The organism is Thiomicrorhabdus immobilis (assembly GCF_021654855.1).
Classification (GTDB): Bacteria; Pseudomonadota; Gammaproteobacteria; order Thiomicrospirales; family Thiomicrospiraceae; genus Thiomicrorhabdus; species Thiomicrorhabdus immobilis.
The window spans coordinates 1,350,878-1,376,339 of record NZ_AP024202.1 but is presented as its reverse complement, the minus strand read 5'-3'; the positions used below and the strand labels follow the sequence as shown (position 1 = coordinate 1,376,339).

General features: G+C 41.1%; 24 protein-coding genes. 20 read left to right on the top strand and 4 right to left on the bottom strand.

Translation table 11 applies throughout. The features are described 5' to 3' along the window. Window positions 1-22 precede the first annotated feature (22 nt). The 9 genes from rseP (at window position 23) to L6421_RS06165 (ending at window position 9,565) form a co-directional block, all read left to right on the top strand. Window positions 23-1,420: an RIP metalloprotease RseP gene (gene rseP, locus L6421_RS06205; protein WP_237260558.1), complete on the top strand. Its 1,398-nt coding sequence runs from the start codon at window positions 23-25 to the stop codon at window positions 1,418-1,420. 31 nt (window positions 1,421-1,451) lie between these two features. After that, window positions 1,452-3,719, top strand: coding sequence for an outer membrane protein assembly factor BamA (bamA, locus tag L6421_RS06200; protein WP_237260557.1), 2,268 nt, complete (start codon window positions 1,452-1,454; stop codon window positions 3,717-3,719). Window positions 3,720-3,851: 132 nt separating this feature from the next. Continuing rightward, complete coding sequence (locus tag L6421_RS06195) at window positions 3,852-4,388, top strand: OmpH/Skp family outer membrane protein (protein WP_237260556.1); 537 nt, start codon at window positions 3,852-3,854, stop codon at window positions 4,386-4,388. A gap of 13 nt (window positions 4,389-4,401) precedes the next feature. Further along, window positions 4,402-5,433 carry a UDP-3-O-(3-hydroxymyristoyl)glucosamine N-acyltransferase gene (gene lpxD, locus L6421_RS06190; RefSeq protein WP_237260555.1) on the top strand — a complete coding sequence of 344 codons (1,032 nt, stop codon included), beginning with the start codon at window positions 4,402-4,404 and terminating at the stop codon, window positions 5,431-5,433. 32 nt (window positions 5,434-5,465) lie between these two features. Further along, entirely contained in the window at window positions 5,466-5,900 is a 435-nt protein-coding gene (gene fabZ, locus L6421_RS06185; protein ID WP_237260554.1) for a 3-hydroxyacyl-ACP dehydratase FabZ, read from the top strand. A gap of 2 nt (window positions 5,901-5,902) precedes the next feature. Beyond that, window positions 5,903-6,670, top strand: coding sequence for an acyl-ACP--UDP-N-acetylglucosamine O-acyltransferase (gene lpxA, locus L6421_RS06180; RefSeq protein ID WP_237260553.1), 768 nt, complete (start codon window positions 5,903-5,905; stop codon window positions 6,668-6,670). Beyond that, entirely contained in the window at window positions 6,654-7,829 is a 1,176-nt protein-coding gene (gene lpxB, locus L6421_RS06175; RefSeq protein ID WP_237260552.1) for a lipid-A-disaccharide synthase, read from the top strand. The genes lpxA and lpxB overlap by 17 nt, the downstream gene beginning before the upstream one ends. 1 nt (window position 7,830) lies before the next feature. Continuing rightward, on the top strand, window positions 7,831-8,448 hold the full coding sequence (gene rnhB / locus L6421_RS06170) for a ribonuclease HII (RefSeq protein WP_237260551.1): 618 nt from the start codon (window positions 7,831-7,833) through the stop codon (window positions 8,446-8,448). Between the two features lie 133 nt (window positions 8,449-8,581). After that, a complete protein-coding gene (locus tag L6421_RS06165; RefSeq protein WP_237260550.1) occupies window positions 8,582-9,565 on the top strand; it encodes a chemotaxis protein CheV in 984 nt (327 codons plus the stop codon). Between the two features lie 155 nt (window positions 9,566-9,720). Here the strand turns inward: L6421_RS06165 and ykgO are convergent, their stop codons facing one another. After that, on the bottom strand, window positions 9,721-9,846 hold the full coding sequence (gene ykgO, locus L6421_RS06160) for a type B 50S ribosomal protein L36 (RefSeq protein ID WP_029407609.1): 126 nt from the start codon (window positions 9,844-9,846) through the stop codon (window positions 9,721-9,723). A gap of 244 nt (window positions 9,847-10,090) precedes the next feature. Here ykgO and yoaA point away from each other — a divergent pair, with 244 nt between their 5' ends. From yoaA to L6421_RS06140, 4 genes are all read left to right on the top strand, one after another. Then, on the top strand, window positions 10,091-12,031 hold the full coding sequence (gene yoaA / locus L6421_RS06155) for a DNA repair helicase YoaA (RefSeq protein WP_237260549.1): 1,941 nt from the start codon (window positions 10,091-10,093) through the stop codon (window positions 12,029-12,031). Window positions 12,032-12,127: 96 nt separating this feature from the next. Beyond that, window positions 12,128-12,847, top strand: coding sequence for a tRNA (adenosine(37)-N6)-threonylcarbamoyltransferase complex dimerization subunit type 1 TsaB (tsaB, locus tag L6421_RS06150; protein ID WP_237260547.1), 720 nt, complete (start codon window positions 12,128-12,130; stop codon window positions 12,845-12,847). Window positions 12,848-13,061: 214 nt separating this feature from the next. Continuing rightward, a complete protein-coding gene (locus tag L6421_RS06145; RefSeq protein WP_237260545.1) occupies window positions 13,062-13,523 on the top strand; it encodes a universal stress protein in 462 nt (153 codons plus the stop codon). Window positions 13,524-13,535: 12 nt separating this feature from the next. Then, entirely contained in the window at window positions 13,536-14,402 is an 867-nt protein-coding gene (locus L6421_RS06140; RefSeq protein WP_237260543.1) for a hypothetical protein, read from the top strand. A gap of 47 nt (window positions 14,403-14,449) precedes the next feature. Here L6421_RS06140 and L6421_RS06135 read toward each other — a convergent pair whose 3' ends face one another. After that, window positions 14,450-14,764: a hypothetical protein gene (locus L6421_RS06135; protein ID WP_237260541.1), complete on the bottom strand. Its 315-nt coding sequence runs from the start codon at window positions 14,762-14,764 to the stop codon at window positions 14,450-14,452. A gap of 179 nt (window positions 14,765-14,943) precedes the next feature. Between L6421_RS06135 and ycaO the strand changes: the two genes are divergently transcribed. Then, on the top strand, window positions 14,944-16,662 hold the full coding sequence (ycaO, locus tag L6421_RS06130; protein ID WP_237260539.1) for a 30S ribosomal protein S12 methylthiotransferase accessory factor YcaO: 1,719 nt from the start codon (window positions 14,944-14,946) through the stop codon (window positions 16,660-16,662). Between the two features lie 127 nt (window positions 16,663-16,789). On the opposite strand, the gene L6421_RS06125 is transcribed toward ycaO, so the two are convergent. Then, complete coding sequence (locus L6421_RS06125; protein WP_237260537.1) at window positions 16,790-17,539, bottom strand: DUF481 domain-containing protein; 750 nt, start codon at window positions 17,537-17,539, stop codon at window positions 16,790-16,792. A gap of 256 nt (window positions 17,540-17,795) precedes the next feature. Here L6421_RS06125 and L6421_RS06120 point away from each other — a divergent pair, with 256 nt between their 5' ends. The 6 genes from L6421_RS06120 (at window position 17,796) to L6421_RS06095 (ending at window position 24,640) form a co-directional block, all read left to right on the top strand. After that, window positions 17,796-18,752, top strand: a complete 957-nt coding sequence (locus L6421_RS06120; RefSeq protein ID WP_237260535.1) for an acetyl-CoA carboxylase carboxyltransferase subunit alpha — start codon at window positions 17,796-17,798, stop codon at window positions 18,750-18,752. A gap of 39 nt (window positions 18,753-18,791) precedes the next feature. After that, complete coding sequence (gene tilS / locus L6421_RS06115; protein WP_237260533.1) at window positions 18,792-20,240, top strand: tRNA lysidine(34) synthetase TilS; 1,449 nt, start codon at window positions 18,792-18,794, stop codon at window positions 20,238-20,240. Window positions 20,241-20,428: 188 nt separating this feature from the next. Beyond that, window positions 20,429-22,057, top strand: a complete 1,629-nt coding sequence (gene pyrG / locus L6421_RS06110; RefSeq protein ID WP_237260531.1) for a CTP synthase — start codon at window positions 20,429-20,431, stop codon at window positions 22,055-22,057. Between the two features lie 3 nt (window positions 22,058-22,060). Then, window positions 22,061-22,903 carry a 3-deoxy-8-phosphooctulonate synthase gene (kdsA, locus tag L6421_RS06105; protein WP_237260529.1) on the top strand — a complete coding sequence of 281 codons (843 nt, stop codon included), beginning with the start codon at window positions 22,061-22,063 and terminating at the stop codon, window positions 22,901-22,903. Between the two features lie 96 nt (window positions 22,904-22,999). After that, on the top strand, window positions 23,000-24,280 hold the full coding sequence (eno, locus tag L6421_RS06100) for a phosphopyruvate hydratase (RefSeq protein ID WP_237260527.1): 1,281 nt from the start codon (window positions 23,000-23,002) through the stop codon (window positions 24,278-24,280). Between the two features lie 24 nt (window positions 24,281-24,304). Next, window positions 24,305-24,640: an FtsB family cell division protein gene (locus tag L6421_RS06095; RefSeq protein ID WP_237260525.1), complete on the top strand. Its 336-nt coding sequence runs from the start codon at window positions 24,305-24,307 to the stop codon at window positions 24,638-24,640. 112 nt (window positions 24,641-24,752) lie between these two features. On the opposite strand, the gene L6421_RS06090 is transcribed toward L6421_RS06095, so the two are convergent. Further along, window positions 24,753-25,307 carry a Smr/MutS family protein gene (locus tag L6421_RS06090; RefSeq protein WP_237260523.1) on the bottom strand — a complete coding sequence of 185 codons (555 nt, stop codon included), beginning with the start codon at window positions 25,305-25,307 and terminating at the stop codon, window positions 24,753-24,755. Window positions 25,308-25,462 lie beyond the last annotated feature (155 nt).

Genomic DNA, 25,462 nt, shown 5'->3' with positions numbered 1-25,462 from the left:
TAGCTGTTGGAGTTTATGATCGATGAGTGTGGTTTGGTCGTTACTCGGATTCGTAGTGGTCATGGGCTTGATTGTCACTATCCATGAATGGGGGCACTATCAAGTCGCACGCTGGTTCAATATCAAAGTGCTTAAGTTTTCAATCGGTTTTGGTAAGCCTATCTATAGTCGTAAAGGCCAAGAAACAGAATTCGTGATTGCCCAAATCCCGTTAGGCGGCTATGTGAAGTTCGCTGACGAACGGGAAGATTATGTTGCGCCAGAAGATGTCGATAGGGCATTTAACCGTCAATCGGTTTACAAACGTTTTGCCGTTGTGGCTGCCGGACCGCTTGTGAACTTGGTTTTTGCCCTGTTTGCGTTTACGGCCATGTATATGGTCGGCGTAAGCGGAATGAAACCGATTTCAAACAGTGTTATAGCCGGTTCTCCGTTACAGCATGCGCTTGCACAGCAAAACATTGTTGATTTTGAAAGCCAACAGGCCTGGGTGGTCAGTAAGGTTAATGATGTAGATGTTTATAGTTGGCAAACGGTGCATCAACAGTTGTTGCAGTCTTTGGCTAATGGCGAGCAGCGTGTCAGTTTTAGTTTTCAGCAAGTTGATGGTGGTCGAGATATCAAGGTTGATGGGGTGTCACTCTCTTCGATTGATATTAACCAGCCCGAACAGAATTGGTTGGAACGTTTGGGGTTTGTGCCAGCAAAGCCATTAATTCCGGCTGTAATCGGTGAGGTCATCGAGAAGGGTCCGGCTGATAAAGCAGGTATGCTTAACGGGGATAAAATCCTAACAATCAATGAAAAGCCTATTCAGTCCTGGCAAGACTTTGTTAAAGTAGTGCAGGCAAATCCTGGGGCTTCTATCCAGGTTGTCTTTGAACGCAACCAAGCTGTTTTTGATACACTTGTGCAGCTTGAGAAAGCCGAGCAAGAAAACAGCCCGCCTATCGGCAAGATGGGAGTGGGGGTTTTGATTGATGAGCAGACGTTTAAACCATATTCCGTGAATATCCAATATGGTTTTTTAAATGCGGTTGAGAAGGCTTATCAGCGCAGTGTGGATCTGTTTATTATGAGTGTCGTGATGATTAAGCGCATGATAATAGGCGAGGTCAGCACCAAGAATCTATCGGGACCAATCAGTATCGCTCAGTTTTCAGGGCAGGCAATTCAAACTGGTTTGGTGGCTTTTTTAAGTTTGGTAGGGTTATTGAGTTTAAGTATTGGTATTTTAAATCTATTACCAATTCCAGTTTTGGATGGGGGGCATTTAGTCTACTACCTCATCGAAATGATTAAGGGTTCACCGGTGAGTGAGCGAGTAATGGTGGTTGGACAGACGGTTGGGTTGATGTTTATCGTCAGCTTGACGTTTGTGGCCTTATTTAATGATGTAATAAGAATATCTCATGGTTAATATGTTTCAAAAAAAATCTACGAATACTATTTTGTCGGCAGCAATCGCTTCTGTATTGTTCACCCCGAGTCTAGCTTATGCTTTTACCGTTAAAAACGTTGAAGTAGAAGGTGCTAATAAGATTGGTTTTGAAACAATCAATAGTTACTTGACGGTATCACCAGGTAAAGAATTAAACCGTGACCAAATTCAAGAAAGCATCCAGCGTTTATATAAGACAGGATTTTTTCAGGATGTGTCGTTTTATAAACGTGATGACGGGACCTTGGTTATCAAGGTGGTGGAACGCCCATCTATTTCCGAGATTAAAATCGTTGGTAACTCTTTGATTGAAACCGATGTGCTTAAAACCGCCTTGGATGGTTTAGGGATTAAAAAAGGTCGTATCTATAATCAAGTGCAAATGGATCACGTTGTTGTTGATTTGAAACGTCGTTATCAGAACCAAGGTTACTACGCCGCGGTAATCGATATTGTCACAACCGAGTTGCCTCGAAATCGTGTAGAGCTGAAGATCGATATCAAAGAAGGTGAGCCGGCTACCATTGGTCGCATTAACTTGGTCGGCAATAAGATTTATTCTGACCAACGCCTTAAATCGCAAATGCAAATGACGGAGAATGTCGCATTTGGCAGTGGCGATAAATATTCCAAACCTAAGATGGAAGGAGATATTGAAACGATAAAATCCTACTATCTTGATAGGGGGTTTGCGGAGTTTAAGATACGCTCATCACAAGTCAGTATTTCAGCGGATAAGACCAAGGTCTTTACCACCATTAACATGTCTGAAGGCCCCAATTATACGATTGCCGATATTGCCTATGTTGGCGAGCTGATTGTTGAAGAAAAAGAGCTGAAATCCTTAACCAAGGTCAACCCAGGTGATGTGTTCTCTCGCAGTAAGGTGATTGAATCAGTGAATGCAATACGTGACCGCCTAAGTGAGGAAGGTTATGCGTTTGCCGAAGTGGTACCAGAAACGGTATTGAATAAAGAGAATAATACGGTTTCTTTAGCTTTTAAGGTAGAGCCTAAAAAACGTGTCTACATTAGACGTGTTGAAGTCGAAGGAAACACCCGTACACGTGACCATGTCATTCGTCGAGAGTTGCGCCAATATGAAAGTGCGCCTTATTCATTAAAAATGGTTCGTCAATCAAAAGAGCGTTTGCAGCGTGTCGGATTCTTTAAGAGTACCGATATCGAAACGAAACGAGTATCTGAAGACCAGATTGACTTGGTTGTTAAGGTCGAAGAGCAGCCAACCGGTTCTTTTTCAGCAGGTATCGGTTATTCCCAGTTGGACGGCGTCAGTTTCAATTTGGGTGTTTCCGAGCGTAACTTTATCGGTAGTGGCCACAAATTGAATTTTAACGTGGCGACCAGTGCGGCAAAAAAATCGGCCGATATCGGGGTCACCAATCCTTATTTTACCGATGATGGTGTGAGCCTGGGTGTTGGTTTCTATTACAGTGAAATTGATGCCAACGAGTTGGATATTGCGGATTATACAACCAATAACATGGGGTTAAGACTGACCTTGGGTTATCCTTTAAGTGAAAATGACTCCTTGACGTATGGTTTGAAGTTGGATTCACAGGATTTAGTTTGCTCAGATACTTTTAGTTTTTGTAGTGATTATGTTGATTTGAATGGAAAATCGACCAATTCACTGATTGCGTCAATCGGCTGGAGTCACAATACGACCAATGCGTTCTATTTCCCATCCGCTGGTCAGAAAACCTCTTTGTCTCTTGAAGCCGTTGTGCCTTCAACATCCGATATGACTTACTATAAACTGTATGCAAACGAGAGCTGGTTCCAGCCATTGAGTAAAAACTTCACCCTACAGTTGAAGACTGGTTTGGCGTTTGGTGATGGTTATGGCGATACAGCTGAATTACCGTTTTTCGAGAAGTTCTATGCAGGTGGTATCGGCTCGGTTCGAGGTTTTGAACCTAACTCATTGGGTGAAACCTATGACCTAGCAAAGGATGGTTCGGATAGACCTAAGGGGGGTAGTGTTAAATTAACCGGTACCGCCGCGTTGGTTTTCCCGGTTCCCTTTATTGAAGACTCAAGTAATGTGCGAATGAGTTGGTTCTTTGATTTCGGTAACGTATTTGATAGCTTGGATAATTTGGAAGTGGGTGAGTTACGCTCATCAACGGGGCTGGGGGTTTCTTGGATTACTCCGGTTGGACCGCTTTCCTTCAGTATCGCCCAGCCTATTTCTTATACGTCATCGGTTGATAAACTACAAACCTTCCAGTTTACGCTGGGTGGTGGTTTTTAAGTATTGAATAAACGATGCCAAAGAGCATGGCGATAAGATGAATTTATCATCGTCTTTGTATACATCGGGATTTTATTTAAGGTAGAATTCCAGGATGCATATAAAAAATTAAAAAACGGATGGATGGACTCAATGCAGAAATTTTTAAAACTGACTTTTGCTGTTTTTATGATGGCAGTTTCAACGGTATCTTTAGCCGATACAGGTGTTAAGTTAGGAGTGGTGAATGTTGCTTTGTTACTTGAACAAGCGCCACAAGCAAAATCAGCAACAGCATCGTTAGAAAAGGAGTTTTCACCACAGCAGGCAGAGCTTAAAAGTTTGGCTGGAAAGTTGGAGAAACAGCAGGCTGATTACCAAAAAAATAAAAGCGTTATGAGTGATGCTCAAAAAGTCACTAAGGAACGTGAGATTTCTATGCTGACACGTGAAATTCAGCGTCGTCGCAATGATGTTCAAGAGTTGCTTAACCTAAGAAGAAATGAAGAACTGGCAAAATTGCAGAATGTCGTTAATGAAGCAATCAAGACCATTGGTAAGAAAGAAGGGTTTGATCTGATTTTATATGAAGGTATTGCCTATACCAATGAAAGAATCGATATCACCAACGATGTTTTAAATCATTTAAAAACAGTCAGCACTAAACAGCGTTCTGAATTTAATAAATAGCCTGGGGTTCTGAGTGCAGCTTCATAAAATACTGGCTTTTCTAGCTGAGAATGGGGTTGATTATGATTTTGTGGGTGATGATTCCATAGAGATTAATCAAGTTTCTGGTTTGGATAACGCTCGAGCTGACCAGGTCTCTTTTTTAACAGATAAAAAATATCTAGATTATCTTCAAACAACCCAGGCAGGCCTGGTCATACTTAATAAAAAGATGGTTGATGCTACCCATGTAGCCCATCTATTGGTGGATAATCCTTATTACGTTTATGCACTTGTTGCCCAGTTGTTAAACCCTCTTAAGCCGGCCTCCAATTTTATACACCCTAGCGCAGTCGTTCACCAAGATGCCATAGTGGGTGATGACGTATATATCGGCGAAAATGTTGTCGTTCAACAAGGGGTTAAGATTGAGAGTGGTAGTTACTTGGCGGCAGGCTGTGTCATCGAGGAATTTACAACCCTAGGTAAACAGTGCCGTATTGGCTCTAATGCGACGATTTGCCATCACTGTTCACTTGGAGATAATGTCATCATCGAAGCGGGTGCCGTTATTGGTGGGGATGGTTTTGGTTGGGCTAACAATCAAGGGCAGTGGTTTAAAATCCCTCAAGTCGGCCGCGTTATTATCGGAAATAATGTCTCAATCGGAAATAATGTTACGGTTGATAGAGGGGCTATCGAAGACACCATCATCGAAGACAACTGTATTATCGATAACCAAGTACATTTAGCCCATAATGTCAAAATCGGATCAGGCTCGGCAATTGCGGGGCAAGCTGGTTTTGCAGGTAGTACGGTTCTGGGTAAAAATTGTACGGTTGCCGGACAGGTTGGTTTTGCGGGGCATATCGAAATAACCGATAATGTCCATTTTTTAGCCAAAGCAGGGGTTACCCACGATATTACCGAATCGGGGGCTTATGCCGGATTTCCCGCGATTAAGGCATCGGATTGGCAAAAAAACAGTGTTAGGGTTCGCCAATTAGATAAATTGGCCAAACAAGTCAAAGCACTGCAAAAGCAGATTGATATACTCTCGAATTAAAAATTTAAAATTAATGTTACTGGACTAAAACAATGGAAGTTAAAGAAATATTTGAATATCTACCGCATCGTTACCCATTTCTATTGGTTGATAGAGTGACGGATTTTGAAGCGGGTAAAAGACTAACGGCGTTTAAAAATGTAACATTTAACGAACCGCAGTTCACTGGACATTTCCCGAATAATCCGATTATGCCGGGCGTTATGATTATCGAAGCCATGGCTCAGTGTACCGGTATCCTTGCTTTCCGTTCACAAGCGGAAAAACCGGATGGTTCATCGATGTATTACTTAGCGGCGGTAGACAATTGCCGTTTCAGACAACCGGCTATTCCTGGTGACCGTTTGGATTTTGAAGTCAAAGCATTGGGGAATAAGCGCGGTATTTGGAAATTTGAATGTACCACTTCTGTTGACGGCAAATTGATCGCCTCTGCAGACTTAATGTGTGCTGAAAGAAAGGTTTAATTTTGATTCATCCAAGCGCTATTGTAGATCCTAAAGCTCAGATTGCGGCTGATGTAACAATCGGACCTTTCTGTGTCATTGAGGGTAATGTTCGTATTGGCTCAGGATCTGTTTTAGATTCTCATGTGGTCATCGAAGGTGATGTGGTTATTGGAGAGAATAACCATTTCTTTTCATTTGTATCCATCGCGGCTCCCCAAGATAAAAAGTATGCAGGTGAAGCGACTACGGTAGAAATCGGCAATAATAATACCTTTAGAGAGAACGTTACCATCAATCGTGGTACCGTTCAGGATATTGGCAAGACAGTTATCGGTGATGATAACTGGGTGATGGCTGGTGTCCATATCGCCCATGATTGTATCATCGGTAGTCACTGTATTTTCGCCAATGCGGCGGCTTTAGCGGGTCATGTTGTTGTTCATGATTGGGCGATTTTGGGTGGTTATACCTTGGTACACCAGTTTTGCCATATCGGTGAGCATAGCTTTTGTGGCATGGGAAGTGTGATCAACCAAGATGTACCGAATTTTGTGGTTGTCTCAGGTAATCTAGCTGGTCCGCGTGGCATCAATCTCGAAGGTCTGAAACGTCGTGGTTTTGATAAGGACCAACTTTCATTGGTCAAAAAAGCCTACCGAATTTTATATAGAACCGGGAACCGTTTAGAGGAAGCTTTACATGAGTTAGAGCTCATCAATGATGACAAAGGTACCTTGGATTCTCTTAATGTATTTCTAAAAAAATCTCAACGTGGCATCGTTAGATAATCCACAAACTCCATTACTAATGTCACCTGTTTTCGCAATGGTAGCAGGTGAATCTTCGGGTGATACTTTGGGTGCCGACTTGGTTCGTAGCTTGAAACGACGTTATCCCAACGCTCGTTTTGTTGGTATCGGCGGGCCTAAGATGATAGCTGAAGGTTTTGAAAGTTGGTTTCCGATGGAAGCGCTTTCGGTTATGGGGTTTTTTGAAGTTATCAAACACTTACCGTCTCTTCTTAAGATCAGAAAAAACCTGATTAAGCGTCTGATCGAGCTTCAGCCTAACGTTTTTATCGGCATTGACGCCCCAGATTTCAATTTCAAAGTTGAGTCTGTTTTAAAGTCCAAAAACATTACCGCGATTCATTATGTAGGCCCTTCGGTCTGGGCATGGCGTGAGAAACGTTTAGCCAAAATCAAACAGGCTGTGGATGGTGTCTTGGTGTTGTTTCCGTTTGAACCTGATTATTACCATCGTTATGGCATTCCGGTTAAGTTTGTTGGGCATCCGATTGCCAACCAATTTCCAGAAGAACCCAATACCAGTGTCGCAAAACAACGGTTGGGGTTTTCGGTTGACGACTCCATTACCGCCATCCTTCCAGGTTCACGAATGAGTGAAATCGAGAGAATGTCGGATGTCTATATACAAGCGGCAAAGAAATTGGCGATTATTTATCCAGCCATGCAATTCGCTATTCCTTGTGTTCATCAAAAGGCGCTCGAACGTGTGCAACAATCCATCAACTCTTTTGGAAAGGGTTTAAAAATCAAGCTTTTCCTTGGTCAATCTCGTGATGTATTGGAAGCCTGTGATCAGGCTTTGGTTACCTCGGGAACCGCCACCTTAGAGTGTGCATTGATGAAAAAACCACTCGTGTTGGCGATTGCCGTGCACCCGATTTCTTATTGGTTAATGAAGCGTTTAGCCACCACTCAATGGATAGGCTTGCCGAATATTCTGGCAAACAAACCGTTGGTGACTGAATTGATTCAAGAGAATGCGACTGCGGATAAAATTGCCTTTAATATGGGGCGTTTGGTTGTGGATACTCAACTTAGGGAGCGTCAGGTCGATGCGTTTCGTCATCAATACCACCAACTTAAGCAAAATGCTTCTGAGTTGGCCGCTGATGCCATTGAAGAATGGATGAAAAAATAGTATGCAACAAAACCTGTTTGAGAATTCGACAAACCACGATTTCCAAAGTTTAAGTGGTACGACGGTTGGGGTTGATGAAGTAGGGCGCGGCCCTTTGATTGGTGATGTTGTCGCCTGTGCCGTCATCTTGCCGATTGGTTGCGAACTACCATTAAGAGATTCCAAAAAACTCAGTGAAAAAAAACGCGATGCTTTGGCTGAATTAATTAAACAGGAAGCTGTCGGTTATTCCATTGCGGTAGCAACTCCAGAAGAAATTGATGAGTTGAATATACTGCATGCAACCATGTTGGCTATGCAACGAGCGGTGTCTGGGCTTGTTGAACAAGGTTTGGCCATTTCGCAAGTTTATGTTGATGGCAATCGTTGCCCAAAGATTGCTCATTCCTGCCAGTCGGTTGTCAAAGGGGATGACAAGGTCATGGAAATCAGTGCTGCTTCTATTTTAGCCAAGGTCTATCGAGATAGGCAGATGTTGGAATTACATGAAAAATATCCAAAATACGGTTTTGATCAACATAAAGGTTATCCTACAGCCAAACATTTAACGGCTTTAAAACAATTTGGCATGATTCCTGGTTATAGAAAGTCATTCAAACCAGTTAAAGAACTGTGTTAATGGGATTTATAAAATTACCAGGCCTGGTAACTATACAAATGATGTTCTAGAATTCAATTGTATAAGATGAAAATAATGAATATTACATTTCTAGATTGCATATTCTTAGCTTAACTCAAATAAGGCGATTGCTATGTCGACAACTTTAGAGCAGGTTGAAAAGACCGCCCAATTAAGTAAAAACAATCAGATGAGTCTGATGATTTTTCAGGTTCAATTTCCTAAAGAAAATTATCAACCACCATACTATGGAATGAATGTTTTCAAGGTGCGAGAAGTTCTTGAGGCTAGAGCTTATGACGTATCAGAGATGCCTGATGCAAACCCATTGATTGAGGGTATGATCGAGTTACGTGGTGTTTACTTGCCAGTCATTAACCTACCTAAATGGATGGGGTTTGAGATGACCGAAGAGGAGCGAGAAAAGTCTATTATCATCGTTTCCGATTTCAGTCATAACTTTGTAGGTTTACGTGTTTCGCATATCCACGGTGTTGAAGAGAAAAACTGGTCTGATATTCATCCGGCGGGTAATTACAATGTCAACGTCAATACTAATCAAATCGTTAACCATACCTATCTACAAAACAGTGATACCTTGTGTTTTATTTTGGATATAGAGAAATTGTTGATTGAAGCCATGCCTACCATGGCAGAAAAAATCTTCGCTTCTGCTAAGGATGTCAGTAAAGTCGAGCATGACTTTAGGCAAGAAATCTACGATAAAACCATTCTATTTGCGGAAGATAGCAAGTCAATTCAAAAGTATATGGGCATGGTGTTCGATCAATTAGGTTTGAAATACATCTGTTTTGATAATGGAAGACTCTTGTTGGACTACATCGATAAAAAAGAGTCATTAAACGATATTTCTATGGTGTTTACCGATTTAGAGATGCCTGTCGCGTCCGGACATACGGTTATTCGTGAATTAAGGGAAAACCCTAGAAGCAAACCTATGCCAGTGATTGTGCATACTTCGATGACAAGTGAAAACAACAGTAGAGAAGTGATTGCCATGGGGGCCAATTACTTTATCGGGAAGGTGGATACCGATTTGATTGTGGAAACGATTATGAAAGTAGAAACGGACTTTATTGACTGGTTGAGTCAATGATGTATTAAAACATCGTTCTGGTGGCTTTTGAGTGGGCTCAAAAGTCAAACTGGAGTTCATTTTATGAATGGCAATGGTGAGATATAAATACAAATAGCCAGGCATAAAAAAAGGCGCATGATCAGTGCGCCTTTTCTTGTAATGGAACCTAAATATTAACGCTGACGCGCTTTGAATTTAGGGTTAGTTTTACAAATTACGTAAACTTTTCCACGACGTTTAACAACTTGACAGTCTTTATGACGTGTTTTAGCTGATTTTAAAGAAGATAAAATTTTCATCAGATATATCCATTTTAAATTTGCCGAATATTCAAAACCAATTCGACTTAAGTTCAAATTTGAAGTCGCGGATTATAACGACATAATTTGGCGTTGTCTAGCAAACTATTAAAAAACATTCATATTTCGATTATTTTGTGTTTATTACCGCATAAATGCGACTCACGCTACTGTATATAGTGTTGTTTAGCGTATAATTTGGCTTTTATTCAACTCTTTTTACCAATTGTATACTCGTCAAAATATGAAGCCATCTACCGATAAGAACAAGACCGCATCGAATCTAACCATTGATTGTGTATTAGGTAGTGAAGGTACCTTATCAAAACTGGTGGAAGGTTACGCTCCTAGACAAGCACAGATCGATATGGCTAACGAAGTCATGGCTTTAATCGAAGAGGATGAAACTCTTCTGGCAGAGGCGGGAACCGGTACGGGTAAAACATTCGCCTATCTAGTTCCAGCCTTATTGTCAGGTAAAAAAGTCATTGTCTCCACGGCAACCAAGACTCTTCAAGAACAGCTGGTGCAAAAAGATTTGCCGATACTCTTCAAAGCCTGTGAAATTGCTGGCAAGGCACGCCTGCTCAAAGGGCGTGATAATTATGTCTGCCCCCAGCGTTTGGAAGTTACCGAAACGGTAGAGCAACATAGTAAACTGGATTGGAAAAAACTATCACAAATTCGGGATTGGGTTGACAACAAAACCCTTAGTGGTGATAAGGCGGAATTGGAATTGGTTCCAGAATCGGATCCTATTTGGCGTAAGGTTTGTGCTCGCATGGAGTTTTGCCAAGCAACGGAATGCCATCAAGATTCCGGATGTTTTTATCCTATCGTCAAGCAAAAAGCGCTCGAATCTCAAGTGTTGGTGGTTAATCATCACCTTTTCTGTGCTGATTTATCGTTACGCGAACAGGGTTATGGAGAGATCCTTCCCGATGCCGATATCTATATTTTCGATGAAGCCCATCAATTGCCCGATATTGCTGCGCAGTTTCTAGGCTTCTCTATCTCCCGTGTGCAGTTAGAAGAGCTGGTTAGGGATATTAAGCAAGCTCAAAAGGTCGAAGCGCCAGAAACCAAAAAGATTAGTGATTTGGCTAGCATGCTGGAAGAGCAGGTAAAGCTAATCAATGAGGCATTGGGCAAGTGGGAAAAACGTTGGACCTGGAATCAACTTCAGGATGAGAAGGTTTTTCAAGTCGCCATCAAGCGATTCATCGATGTGTTAACCCTGGTTATTGGTGAACTTAAAGTCGTGGTCGAGAGGGGAAAGCAACTGACTGCGGTTCATAAACGTAGTCAGGAGTTATTGACCCAGTTTAATGATTGGTTGACAAGTCAATCGGAAAACAAAATTCGCTGGATTGAATCTTCGCAAGCACGTTTTAAATTTAACCTGACACCGCTAAGTGTCGCAGGACCATTCAGTCGCCAAAGAGAAGAAATCGGCGGTGCATGGTTATTCACTTCGGCAACCTTGAGTGTAAGAAATAATTTTGATTATTTCGCTAAACGTCTTGGGCTGGATAATGCGAAAACATCTTGTTGGAAAAGCCCGTTTGACTACCAAAAACAAGGTGTGGTCTATCATCCCATCGGATTGCCTGAACCAAGAAGCAGTGAATACATTAAAGTCTTGCTGAGGGCGGCTTGGCCATTGCTGAAAGCGAGTAATGGACATGCTTTCATGCTCTTCACCAGCCATAAGGCAATGCAGGAGGCTAAGGCGATATTGGAACGTCATTGGGATGGACAGCTTCTGGTGCAAGGGGATTTACCCAAACTCACCTTGTTACAGCGATTTAAAGACTCTGATAGTGCCATCCTGCTCGGAACCAGTAGTTTTTGGGAAGGGGTCGATGTTAAAGGGGATGATTTAAAACTCGTTATCATTGACCGTATTCCTTTTGCACCGCCGGATGATCCCATTGTGCAAGCCAGGGAAGCTTACCTGAAAGAGAAGGGACTAAATGGTTTTGCGCATTTTCAATTGCCCGAAGCGGTCATTGCCATGAAGCAGGGGTCTGGACGTTTGATTCGTGATGTCAGTGATAGCGGTGTTTTAATGTTGTGTGACCCTCGTTTATCAACTAAAGGTTACGGCAATACCATTAGACAGAGCTTGCCGGATTTCCCTTGGGTGTATGACGCCAGTCAAGCAATCGAAAGATTGAAGTAACTTTTTATGCTGTTTGTATGAAAAAAATTCGATAATGAATTCTTCAATCTAATTAATAATATAGTTAAACATAGAAAATAAAGGGTTGCCTTAACGATGCCACAAACTACTATGCCGAATGTACTCGCTATTGAAACATCAACAGCCGCTTGTTCTGTCGCCCTGATATATAAGGATAAAACCTACTCACGTCATGAAATCCTGCCGCAAAAGCATGCGCATAGAGTATTAGCGATGGTTGATGAGGTGTTGCTTGAAGCTGGAATTGATTCAAGTGCGGTTGATTTACTTGCTTATGGAGAGGGGCCGGGGGCTTTTACCGGAATACGGATAGCTTCTGGAGTGATACAAGGGTTGGCTTTAGGTTGGAACAAGCCTGTGGTCGCTGTTTCTTCATTATTGGCGATGGCTGAAGAGGTGTTTCATAGTGAAAAACCCAATGTTGATGTTGAATGGGCGGCTTTACTTGATGCGCGTATGAATGAAGTTTACTTAATGGTTGGTGAGTATTGTGCTGAAACAGAGAAAATAACCGCAAGAGAACCAATATTAATTTCACCCGATAAAGTACAAGAATGGTTAGGGGTGAATGGTGTAATAGGGGTAGGGGATATCGAGACCGAGTATCCACAGCTTAAAGCATTGTTTACAGAGTGGCATGCTACACTCCCTAATGCCGTTTCGATTGCCAGGTTGGCGTTAAGAGATAGACAAGCCGCGATGTCTCTAGAAAAATCTATCCCTAATCCATTATATTTACGTAATCATATCGCAGACACTATTGAAGAACGTAAGTTGAAAAAGCAAGTTAAATAATTGCTTAAAACGGCATAAAAAATTACCAAAACGGCTTTAAATATGATTGTTGTTTTGATAACAAAATACTGCCTAAATTTTAAGCATGAATGGCGAACTATAAGACTTTAAAAGGTTTTTTAAAGTTAATTTTTTATTACACACAAGCTTATCCACAGTTATTGTGAATAACGTATTTGCCCAAAATTGAAGTGAACTCTGGGAGATCAAAATTATGAATACCGAAGTCGATAATCTTGAAATGTATAAAAAGATCTTAGTGGCGGTAGATTTTTCTGAAAATAGCCACAAAGCGGTTCTCAAAGCAAAAAATATGGCAAACCGATGTGGTGCGGATATTGAATTGATTCATGTGGTGGAAATACCGACTTATCCGATTTTGGAAGACATCGCTGTAATGGGTATGCCAGGAATTTGGGATGAAGAGATAGGTAGGACTCTGATAGAGGTATCTAATAAAAAATTACAATCGTTGGCGCAACAATTTGATATCTCAGATTATCGAACCATAGAAGGGTTGCCGAGCAGTGATATTGTTAAGTATGCGGAACAAAGGCAAAGCGATCTCATTGTCATGGGAACTCACGGTGCCTCCGGGCTTAAGGCCCTTATTGGTTCTACAGCTAACTCGGTTATCAATCATGCTAAATGTGATGTTTTGGCAGTTAAACTTTAAAAAGGCTTGAAAATGAAACATGTATATAAACAGCTAGCAATTTTGGGAAGCTTACTTGTTGTTTGTCTTATGTTAGGCAAAGCGAATGCTGTTGAACCCACTCCGAGCTTCTCCGTGGGGGATACTATATTTGTTGCTTATCCCGCACCCAATATTAAAGATGACGCTTTTATTGTGGGTAAGGTCAACAAGGTTATGCCCAATGGTGATTACAAAATTTCGGTTTTGGACTATGTTGAAGGCCATGATTATGGCGTTTCTTGTGTGCCTATGGTGAAACATGAAACAACTACAAGCGGTGATGATATGGCTCAGGTTTGGGAGCTTTGGACAGATACCACTAAACTCGAATCACAAAAATTAGACTATTTGGTCTCGCACAAAGATGCTTTAGAATTGGGTTATGGTAAGTCGTACTTTATTGAAAGAAACAATCTTTATATTGTTTTTGGTCGCTGGAAATCAGATGCGCCGATGTTGAACGCGGAGCGTATCCAAGAAGCGGAAAAACAAGCAAAGTTGAATGGTTTGCAAGATATGGTTCCCGCTTTTGAGTTGGCGCGTTTAGACCGAATGAGTTTCTATGGTGATTATGGTCGTCCATTGCAAGCATTTGAAAGCATTGCACCGATGGTTAAAACCTTAGCCAGGGTACAAGAGTTGTTTGATGCAGATGCAATCTTAAAGCGTACCTGGTTTAGTAAGCAGCGTGATTGGAAACAAATAGCAAAAAGTACCCGACAATACTTTTTGATTGAAGCGATTGATAAGGTTGTGGATGATGCAAAATCACAGCTTCATCAGGAGGGGATTGATCAAGCTGCCCCAGAAGATTTGGCGCAGCTTAGAAAGTATATTGAAGTGTTTGCTAGAAAGTAGCTTTAAAAAATAGCTTTGAATAAGCTAATTGCAAAGCCAATCTAAAGCTAATCTTTTGGGTGGTGGTAATAAGTTTGGTTTAGATAGTCCGCCACTTGCTCAACTTCATCTTCGAACATGCCTGTATTCAAATTTTCATTACAAAACGACACGGCAGCTACCAGTTTTGGGTAAGAGGTTGTTTTTTGCGGATTATATGGCTTGGATGAGTGACATTTCATGCAGTTAGCCGCATCAAGCAATACTTTGCCCGGATGAGGTTCTTCTGCAAAGCTGTTGCTTGAAAACAATGCAATGCTTAGACTACCAATTACTTGTAGTTTTAAAGCAGATTTATTAGATATGGAATTTACATTTTTCATAAGTTTTGCCCTGCTAAATAAATTATTATTGAAGTACACAAAACCACGTGTAGTTCGTTCTATTTTAAAGATTATTTAGATTCTCGGTATTAAATATATAGATGCCAATTAAAATCTTACTGATAATAAGAAAAATTTAAAAACACCCCCTTTTAACCCTTTGGATAAAGTTGAAGAAAATGAGTGAATTAACCTATATAAAAGGCAAGGATGCCTGTTTAGAAGACTCCATAGCACGTATGCAATCTACCTTGAGAAAAATGGATTTTGAGATTGATGAGGCTTCTTGGTTAAACCCTGTAAATAACGTTTTTTCTTTACATATTAATGATAAGCGTTGCCCGGGACTATTTACCAATGGAAAGGGAACCAGTCGTAAATCGACTTTGGCAAGTGCTTTAGGTGAATATTTGGAGCGTTTATCTACCAACTATTTCTTTTCAGATTACTGGTTAAGCGTTAAGAAAACCGACCAGGCCTGGTTATATTATCCTGATGAAAAGCATTTTACCGAACAGACTATCAATGAATGTTTAACGTCTGAATTATGGTCGTTTTATAACAGCACCGATGAGCTTGGTTTCAATGAACTGCTCAGCTTTAATGATTCAGAAGATACCGTTAAAGCGATTCCATTAAAAAACAATGAGACTCAAGAGGTTGTTTATTTCCCGATGAATTTGCTTAGCAACCTCTATGCGAGTAATGGTCTTTCGGCTGGTAATACCGCTTTAGAAGCGCAGGTTCAAGGTTTGTCCGAGATTTTTGAACGCTGGGTTAAGAATAAGATTTTACGTGAGAACTTATGTTTGCCGGAAATCCCTTATGAAGTGGTTGAGGCGTTTCCAGCGATTATTGAAGCGGTTGAAGCGTTAAAAGCCGCCGGTATCGAGGTTTCAATGCGAGATGCTTCATTGGGTGGGCATTTCCCAGTCATCAATGTCACGCTATTTGAGCAGAAGACGGGAACGTGTTTTGCATCGTTCGGTTCACACCCTATTTTTGAAGTGGCTTTGGAGAGGACATTAACGGAATCTCTACAGGGTAGACATTTGGAGAATCTGGACGGTTTCCAATTACCCGTGTTTGATGCTTATGCGGTAGCGGAAGATGAGAATATTGAAAATCATTTCATCGATTCAAGCGGTTTGATTCATGCAAACTTCATCTCTCAAAATTATGATTTTGAATTTGTGAATTGGGATTTTTCAGGAGATACCCAAACTCAATGGGATAAGTTATGCGATTTGGTCGTACAGCAAGAGACGCAAGTTTTTGTGGCGAATTACAATCACTGTGGTTTTGAAGCCTGCAGGATTATTGTGCCAGGCATGTCTGAAATCTATCCAACAGAAGAGTTAATTGACAGTAACCAAAATATAGGGCGTTTATTAAGAGAAGCGCTTATCGATTTGCCAAACTCTCAAGACTATTCCGGTTTAGTCAATCTAATTGATGATTTAGGTTTTAGTGACCATCAAGGGGTCGCTTCCCTAATCGGCTTGATGCCTGATCCGGGAACGTTCTGGGCAGAACTTAAAATCGTCGAGTTAAAATTTTGGGCATTGTTGGCCGATAAAGATTACGACAGTGCTTTTGAAGCGATTCAGGATGCCATCTATTTTGTTAATCCAAATAGCAAATGGTTGGTTAAATATAACGCCTTAAAGTATTGTTTAGAGATGATGGTTGAAGACTGTGTTGATAAAGATGCAACCAAGCTCTTGTTTGGTGATGCGTTAAATGACCAGGCCTGGTTGCATATTGAGGGGGATCTATTGTTCGATGGCCAGGATTTAGGGTTGGATATTTTCACCAATAGTCAAAGGCATCAAGCATTGTTGGATATTTACGAACAGGCGAATCAAGTTAAGTCAGCAGGGTTTGCCTTGTCGTAATTTAAACTGGGTAGGCCAGGGGATTTATTGTTCATAGCCTTGAAAATAAAAAAAGCTCGCTGAATGTGATTCGCGAGCTTTTTTTGTTTAATCATCCATGATGACGTTGTTTGCGGTTTTGGTTTATTTAAAAATCGTAGATTAAAGTCAAGACCGTTTGTGTATCCGTTTTCTTGGTTCCTGGAGCCGGGCTATCATTGTGACGATATTTATAAGACGCTTTTAAGTTCATCTTTTCCGCCACTTTTATTTTAAAGCCGGTATTGCTCTCAAATTTAGTTTGTTTTTCCCCGGCGCTAACCGATAAATCTTGCGTGAACGCAACTTGTTGGTTGATTTGGTGGCTGAAGTCTAGTTTAGCAATGCCGACTACTTGTGAGTCTGAATCAGCACCTTTAGTTACATAGTCGGTGTTTTGATAACCTAAGCCGACTTCACCATTCAGATTGGTCTGTTCGGTTTTATAAAGAGTTTTACCCAGACCTAGAGAGAAAGTGCTGTCTAATTCAATATCAGCGAATTTGTTCTTTTCAAATCGTGCACCAACAAAGCTATAGTAAGATTTGTCTTCCGAGTAATAACGGTTTCCTTGGATATTGACAATATAGCGTTCTTGAGTTTGAGTGCCGTTTTCTGATTTGTAATCGGCTTCAATTGCGGATTTGATTATATAGTTCTTTTGGGTGTAATTTAACTTTAAAGCACCGTATAAAGAGGTGTTTACGGTATTACCAGTACTATCGCTAAAGCCCAGTTCACCTGTTCCAGACAATCCATTCTTTGAGGTGTTCGTTGCAGAAAAAGCATTGACTGATACCAGTGATAATGCGATTAAAGTTGTGGTTGTAGAGGTTTTGGTAAACGTTTTGGGAAGCATGATGTAGTCCTAAGTGTATTGTTTTTGGTAACTCTTAAACGGAGCCTGAAATTTGGAAGTAGAGGATTCTAAAGGGAATTTTAATAAACGCAAGTGCTCTTCAAGGATTAATGCCGATATTGTCATTAATTTGATATCGGCAGAGATTTAAAATTTATTGGCAAAATACCGATGTACATATGCAATTAAGTATGCAACTTTGGTAAAATGCTCTGAATTGCATAACCCTCTATTTATAAGACGGACAAAAAATAATATGAAACTTGATTTTTTAGATTTTGAACAGCCTATTGCCGAATTAGAAGCCAAGATTGATGAACTTCGCCATTTAGATGGCGCAGATATGAATTTATTACAGGAAATCTCAGCTTTAGAAGCAAAGAGTAAAAATTTAACTGAGTCAATTTTCAAAAAATTGAGTGATGTTCAAATCGCTAAGGTGTCACGTCATCCACAACGCCCTTATGCATTGGACTATATTAAATCGATTTTTACGGATTTCAAAGAGTTGCATGGTGATCGTGCTTTTGCCGATGATGAAGCGATTGTTGCAGGTATTGCTCGATTAAATGGTCAATCAGTTATGGTTATCGCTCAAGAAAAAGGCCGTGACACCAAAGAGAAGATTCGTCGTAACTTTGGTATGCCACGTCCTGAGGGGTATCGTAAAGCGTTACGTTTGATGAAAATGGCTGAGCGTTTCCATATTCCTGTTGTTACGTTTATCGATACCCCAGGTGCGTATCCAGGTATCAACGCAGAAGAACGTGGTCAAAGTGAAGCGATTGCGAGAAACTTAATCGAGATGTCTGAGTTGAAAACGCCTATTATTTGTACCGTGATTGGTGAAGGTGGTTCTGGTGGGGCTTTGGCGATTGGTGTCGGTGATGTGACCATGATGATGCAATACAGCACTTATTCTGTTATTTCTCCAGAAGGTTGTGCTTCCATTCTATGGAAAAATGCAGCGAATGCACCCGATGCGGCTGAAGCGTTAGGGATTACTGCAACACGTTTGAAATCATTAGGATTGGTTGATGAAATCATTCCAGAACCATTGGGTGGAGCTCATCGAGATCATGAAGCGTCTGCTCAGAGTGTGAAAAATGCGTTAATCGCTCAGTTGAACGCATTGAAGGCCAAACCTATCGAAGAGTTGGTAGCAACAAGATATCAACGATATATGGGTTATGGGAATTTTGAATCAGCTTAATTCTCGCTCTGTTAAACACCTCTTTTCTTAGAGGTGTTTATGGGTGATTCCTTTATCTTTTCTAATAAAAACGCTCCTGTTCAGGAAGCGGTTCAATGCTTTTTATCCAGTATCAATCCTGATTCACAACTCTATTTAGCTTTTAGTGGCGGCTTGGATTCCAGTGTGTTACTGCATGCTTTAGCTGGTCAGAGGCAAGCCAAACATGGTTATGTTTCATTAACCGCCATTTATGTTAATCATGGTATTCAAAAAGATTCTTTGGCGTGGCGAGAACACTGCCGAGAGGTCTGTTCTTCATTGCAAGTGGAATTTATCTCTATCGATATCGAATTGGGTAGTTATAGTCGGGAAGGGTTAGAGTCTAAGGCGCGAAAGCTACGTTACCAAGCTTTTGAAAGTATCATTAAAAAAGCGAGTAAGCCGGATTCATATCTGCTTACCGGTCATCATCAAAGAGATCAGGCGGAAACGTTTTTACTTAACCTGTTTAGAGGCAGTGGGGTCAATGGTTTGGCGGCCATGCCCAAGGTAAAAATGGTGCAATCTGGAGATGTTTTTAAATATCAGCATATTCGGCCTTTATTGAATATACCCTATCGTTGCTTGCAAGATTATGCTGAATATTATCAGTTGAGGCATGTGGTTGATGAGAGTAATGCCGAAATACGTTTTAGGCGCAACTATGTTCGCCATAAACTATTACCGGAAATTGAATCGACTTGGCCTATAGCGCAGTCAACGCTTGCCAGTACCGCAATACATATGCAAGAGGCCTCAAAGTTGCTTGATAAATTGGCTGGTAACTCGTTAAAACAGCTTAAGTTCTCGAGCTGTTTTATTGAATTGGTCGATATTGAGGAGCTTGAATGGGTTGAACAAAAAAATATCATTCGTTTTTGGTTAAAGAGATACTGGCCGGGTGTTGTTTTAAATTCGGCGCACTATGAGTGGATTTTAGATGCCTTCCTCAATTTCACAAGCAGTCAGAATCAGAATTATGGTTATCAGCTCAGTAAAGGTGAGTTGAGGTTGTATAAAACTAGGTTGTACTATCTGGCTAACATGCCAAAACCATTTGAAAAAGAGTGTGAATTGGCCTCTATTGGGTTAGAGGGGGTTGCGGATGTTGATAGCGAAAGACAAGATGTGGTTGAAGCTTATAGCGAGTTATTTGTTTTCAAAAACAGTGGTTTATGTTCTTTTTCTAAAGTAAAGTTGCGCTCAATCAAAGCTGATGACCAGGTCAATAGGAAGCAATTGAAAAAGTTTTTTCAATCCAATGATATCCCCGTTTGGGAGCGTGAGTTTTGGCCTGTGATTGAGTTGGCTGATAAAACGGTTTTTGTGTTGGGTTGTGAACGATGTGCTGATGGTGATGCAGGTGGATTGAAACTTGAATCTTTGCAAAAGGATGCTGTGTTAGATAAAACAGAGCAAGTGGGGTTGAGCTATTGGCAGCGCATGAAATTGATGGGGATTTTATAAATCAAGGCAACGATTTTTATTCAAAATAATTTTGTGTTTATTTTTTGCATTTTTTAGCTTAAATAACCTCAACTAAGTCTTTTATAGTTAAATTAATTCATTGCTGAAAGTACTGCTATAAGCTATAATTCCCTTCCATTCTGATTACCCTCAATCGTAATTTCAAAACTTCTAAAAAGTGTGTGTTGATGACTAAATTTATATTTGTAACAGGTGGTGTAGTTTCTTCTTTAGGAAAGGGCATTGCAGCGGCATCTTTGGGTGCATTGTTAGAAGCTCGTGGCCTAAAGGTGAGCATGCTTAAGATGGATCCGTATATTAACGTTGATCCAGGGACTATGAGTCCGCTTCAACACGGTGAAGTTTTTGTCACGGACGATGGTGCCGAAACCGATTTAGATTTAGGTCACTATGAGCGCTTTGTTCAGCGCCATTTCACCCGCCGTAATAGTTTCTCTACTGGTCAGGTTTATGAGACGGTTATCCGTAATGAACGCCGTGGAGATTATTTAGGTGGAACCGTTCAGGTTATCCCTCATATTACGGATGAAATCAAAAAGCGTATTTTGAGTGCGGCTAAAGGTTTTGATGTGGCGCTGGTTGAAGTCGGTGGAACGGTAGGTGATATCGAATCTCTCCCTTTCTTGGAAGCGATTCGTCAATTAAGTATCGAAGTCGGGCGTGATAGAGCATTATTTATGCATTTGACTTTGTTACCGTATATCGCGGTTGCTGGTGAAGTTAAAACCAAGCCGACTCAACACTCTGTGAAAGAGTTACGTTCAATCGGGATTCAGCCAGACGTACTTATTTGCCGTTCTGAAATGGCGCTTGAAGAGAGTGAAAAACGCAAGATTGCCTTATTTACCAATGTTGAAGAAAAAGCGGTTATCAGCTCATTAGATGCGAACACCATCTATGCGGTGCCTCGTATGCTACATGAACAGGGGTTGGATGACCTTGTTGTCAAGCGTTTGGGGATTGATGCCAAGCCGGCTGATTTATCAGATTGGGATGACGTGGTTCAAGCACAGCTTAATCCGTCTAAAACCGTTGAAATCGCCATGGTTGGTAAATATGTCGATCTGACCGAGGCGTATAAGTCACTTATCGAATCCTTAATCCATGCGGGTATCCATACCAATACCCGTGTAAATATCGACTACATCGATTCTGAATCTTTAGAGACAGAAGGTTTAGGTGCTTTAAAAGATAAAGATGCAATTTTAGTACCAGGCGGTTTTGGTGAACGTGGTGTTGAGGGTAAGATTTTAGCCATTCAGCACGCACGTGAAAATAAAATCCCTTATTTAGGTATTTGCCTGGGTATGCAAATGGCCGTGGTTGAGTATGCTCGTAATGTCGCTGGATTGAAAGACGCGCATAGCAGCGAACTTAATCCTAATACTCCGCATCCTGTTGTCGCTTTGATTACTGAGTGGACGGATGAGAATGGTCATGTTGTTGAGCGTACCGAAGATGCCGATTTAGGTGGAACCATGCGTCTAGGTGGACAAAACTGTGTGCTTAAGGCCGGTTCTAAGTTGCGTGAAGTCTATGGCTCCGATGTGATTCGTGAGCGTCACCGTCACCGTTATGAAGTGAACGACGGTTATGTGGCTAAGCTTGAAGCGGCTGGGCTGGTTATTTCCGGGCGTTCTGAAGATGGTAACCTGGTTGAAACGGTTGAGGTTGCTGACCATCCATGGTTTGTGGCTTGCCAGTTCCATCCAGAGTTCACATCGACTCCAAGAAACGGACATCCTCTATTTACGGCGTTTGTAGAAGCGGCTAATGCCTACAAAGCAAAAGGTTAAAAAATGAAATTATGCGGCTTTGATGTTGGTATCGACCAACCTTTTTTCCTTATCGCGGGACCTTGTGTTATCGAGTCTGAACAGTTGGCTATTGATACTGCCGGACAACTGAAAGAGATTACTGATTCGCTAGGAATTCCGTTTATTTACAAATCCTCATACGATAAAGCCAATCGTTCTTCGACCAAAAGCTTTAGAGGTTTGGGTGTCGAGGAAGGGCTTCGTATTCTGCAAAAAGTAAAAGATGAAATCGGTGTGCCGGTTTTGACCGATGTGCATGAAGACACCCCTTTGGAAGAAGTCGCTTCAGTGGTTGATGTGATGCAGACGCCAGCATTCCTGGTACGCCAAACGAATTTTATTCAAAATGTATGTCGTCAAGGTATTCCTGTCAATATCAAAAAAGGGCAGTTTCAAGCGCCTTGGGATATGGATCAGGTTGTTGCAAAAGCGCATGAAGTCGGTAATGAGAATATCATGGTGTGTGACCGTGGTACCTCTTTCGGTTACAACACCTTGGTTTCTGATATGAGAGGATTGGCTTCTATGCGCTCAACAGGTTGTCCTGTTGTGTTTGATGCAACTCACTCTGTACAGCAGCCAGGCGGCCAAGGTACGACATCGGGTGGGCAGCGTGAAATGGTTCCAGTTTTAGCCAGAGCGGCCATTGCAGCCGGTGTATCTGGCGTGTTTATGGAAACGCATCCTGATCCTGAAAAAGCATTGAGCGATGGCCCTAATATGTGGCCACTAGGTAACTTAAAACCGTTGTTGGAAACGTTGAAGATGTTAGATGATGTCGTTAAAAAACAAGGTTTTATTGAAAATAGCTTACTAGGTAATTAAACGGTTTAGATGCAAGTTTGTCATTTGAACGTCATAATAGCTGTATAAAATAATCAAGATTAAAACAATTTTAAAAGAAGTAGGAAGGCAAAAAGAATGTCATTAATTAAAGATATTAAAGCACGTCAAGTAATTGATTCTCGTGGTAACCCAACTGTTGAAGCAGACGTCATTTTAGAAGACGGATCGATGGGGCGAGGTATTTCACCATCAGGAGCTTCTACCGGTTCTCGTGAAGCAATCGAATTGCGTGATGGCGATAAGTCTAAATTTGGTGGCAAAGGTGTGTTGACGGCAGTTAACAATATCAACACTGAGATTAAAGCGGCTTTAGTTGGGAAAGATGCAACAGACCAGGCTGCAATTGATAACATCATGATTGAACTTGATGGTACTCACAATAAGGCACGTTTAGGTGCAAACGCCATCCTTGCGGTTTCAATTGCGACTGCTCAAGCTGCCGCTAAGTCTAAAGGGTTACCTTTATACGCTTACCTAAAAACAGATACTTATAAGATGCCTGTGCCAATGATGAACATCATCAATGGTGGTGAGCACGCTGACAACTCTGTGGATTTCCAGGAATTCATGATTATGCCTGTTGGTGCGCCGACCATGTCTGAAGCGATTCGTTACGGTGCTGAAGTTTTCCACGCACTTAAAAAAGTATTGCACGACAAAGGCTATAACACTGCAGTTGGTGATGAAGGTGGATTTGCTCCAGACCTTAAGTCTAACGAGGAAGCAATCACTGTTATTTTAGAAGCAATCGAAATCGCTGGTTATAAAGCGGGTGAAGACATTATGATTGCAATGGATGCGGCTTCATCTGAACTATATAAAGACGGTATGTACACTTTAGGTTCGGAAAACAAAGTTCTGACTTCAAAAGAGATGGTGGATTTGTTGTCTAGCTGGGTGACTAAATACCCAATCATCTCAATCGAAGATGGTTTGGATGAGTCTGATTGGGATGGATTCAAGTACCAGACTGAAAAAGATGGTCACCGTCTACAGATTGTTGGTGATGACTTATTCGTAACCAACCCTAAAATCTTGGCTGAAGGGATTGAGAAAGGAATCGCTAATTCTATTCTTATCAAAATCAACCAAATCGGTACTTTGACAGAGACTTTTGAAGCTATTGCAATGGCTAAGAAAGCAGGTTATACCGCTGTGGTTTCTCACCGTTCAGGTGAGACAGAAGATACGGTAATCGCTGATATCGCGGTAGCGACAGGTTGTGGCCAGATTAAAACGGGTTCATTGTCTCGTACAGATCGTATCGCAAAATACAACCAGCTGATTCGTATTGAAGAAGCTTTAGGTGATGAGGCTATTTACCCAGGTAAAGATGCATTCTATAACCTTAAGTAATTACAAGTTACCAGGCCTGGCAATGTGAAAAAGCTTTATCTTGCATTAGCTGTCCTGATTGTGATTTTACAAGCTCGCTTATTGTCCTCCGAAGGAGGGCTTGGCGAGCTTTTTTCGTTACAGGAACAGCTGAAAACCCTTGAAACTTCACTCGAAGAGCAGCGTCTGGTTAATGCCAGATTAGCTGAAGAAATCAAATCCTTGCAAACGAATCCATCGGCAATTGAAACCCTGGCTAGGCAAAATTTAGGTATGGTCAAAAAGGATGAGGTGTTTGTACAGGTGATTGAGTTGAAGTCAGAGGAGTCATCTCTACATAAGACGGAAGATAGTGCAATTTCGGAGCAAGCGGGGCAATAAAACCATTTTAAAGCAAGTCTCTTTTGAATGGTTTCAATATTTCTTTCTAAGTGGTTGATTTTATTGGTTGTTGTTTGATATGTGGTTATAGGATTTTAGCTTGTTTTTTTGTTTAGTGGGCTCTTAAAAAGATATTGACGGCGCCTGAACCGCCATCTTTTTCAGGTGTGCTGCTAAAAGCAATTACGCCATCAATTTGTCTTAATAACTGATTGACTAAATTCTTCAAAACAGGAAATTCGTCCTCTGAGTTATAACCTTTGCCGTGGATGATGCGGATGAAACGATATTTGTCTTGGTAGCACTGACTAACAAATTCAATGGTCTTCTGTTCGGCATTGTCTTGGGTGAGTCCATGCAGGTCCAATATCGCTTGAACGCTGAAATCACCTTTTTTAAGTTTAGATAATTCCTGTAAACGTATGCCTTTCTGGTGGTACAGCAATTTTTCAAAAGCGCCAACTTTGGCAATATGTAATTCTTTATTGCTGGCTATAGCAGACGCTCTGTTCAACTGCTTTTGGGCTTTACGTTTGACCTTTTTTAACACTTCTTTTTGTGCTTGGTTAACCTTCTTGGGGTTGTATTCGGCACGCTTTTCAGTCGTGTTCAAAGGGGTAACACCTTGCATTGCTTCAAGAAATAGCGATTTATCTTCTGTTGGCATGTTTGTAACTATATAATCCGTGTGGTCAATTAGCTATTAATTATAGAGAAAAACAATTTTTAGGATAGGCAAATATAGTGTTTCGCTTTTTAAATCCAGATTTCATTTTTTCTCTAGTTTGCTTAAGGCCGTATTTTGTAAACCAGGTAAATATA

Coding starts and splice junctions, on each gene's coding strand:
- L6421_RS06125 (WP_237260537.1), bottom strand. CDS start 17,539: ATGCTTCCCAAAACGTTTACCAAAACCTCTACAACCACAACTTTAATC.
- L6421_RS06135 (WP_237260541.1), bottom strand. CDS start 14,764: ATGAAAAATGTAAATTCCATATCTAATAAATCTGCTTTAAAACTACAA.
- yoaA (WP_237260549.1), top strand. CDS start 10,091: ATGAAGCCATCTACCGATAAGAACAAGACCGCATCGAATCTAACCATT.
- ycaO (WP_237260539.1), top strand. CDS start 14,944: ATGAGTGAATTAACCTATATAAAAGGCAAGGATGCCTGTTTAGAAGAC.
- L6421_RS06165 (WP_237260550.1), top strand. CDS start 8,582: ATGTCGACAACTTTAGAGCAGGTTGAAAAGACCGCCCAATTAAGTAAA.
- tilS (WP_237260533.1), top strand. CDS start 18,792: ATGGGTGATTCCTTTATCTTTTCTAATAAAAACGCTCCTGTTCAGGAA.
- fabZ (WP_237260554.1), top strand. CDS start 5,466: ATGGAAGTTAAAGAAATATTTGAATATCTACCGCATCGTTACCCATTT.
- L6421_RS06145 (WP_237260545.1), top strand. CDS start 13,062: ATGAATACCGAAGTCGATAATCTTGAAATGTATAAAAAGATCTTAGTG.
- rseP (WP_237260558.1), top strand. CDS start 23: ATGAGTGTGGTTTGGTCGTTACTCGGATTCGTAGTGGTCATGGGCTTG.
- pyrG (WP_237260531.1), top strand. CDS start 20,429: ATGACTAAATTTATATTTGTAACAGGTGGTGTAGTTTCTTCTTTAGGA.
- tsaB (WP_237260547.1), top strand. CDS start 12,128: ATGCCACAAACTACTATGCCGAATGTACTCGCTATTGAAACATCAACA.
- L6421_RS06090 (WP_237260523.1), bottom strand. CDS start 25,307: ATGCCAACAGAAGATAAATCGCTATTTCTTGAAGCAATGCAAGGTGTT.
- L6421_RS06120 (WP_237260535.1), top strand. CDS start 17,796: ATGAAACTTGATTTTTTAGATTTTGAACAGCCTATTGCCGAATTAGAA.
- L6421_RS06195 (WP_237260556.1), top strand. CDS start 3,852: ATGCAGAAATTTTTAAAACTGACTTTTGCTGTTTTTATGATGGCAGTT.
- eno (WP_237260527.1), top strand. CDS start 23,000: ATGTCATTAATTAAAGATATTAAAGCACGTCAAGTAATTGATTCTCGT.
- rnhB (WP_237260551.1), top strand. CDS start 7,831: ATGCAACAAAACCTGTTTGAGAATTCGACAAACCACGATTTCCAAAGT.
- ykgO (WP_029407609.1), bottom strand. CDS start 9,846: ATGAAAATTTTATCTTCTTTAAAATCAGCTAAAACACGTCATAAAGAC.
- kdsA (WP_237260529.1), top strand. CDS start 22,061: ATGAAATTATGCGGCTTTGATGTTGGTATCGACCAACCTTTTTTCCTT.
- L6421_RS06140 (WP_237260543.1), top strand. CDS start 13,536: ATGAAACATGTATATAAACAGCTAGCAATTTTGGGAAGCTTACTTGTT.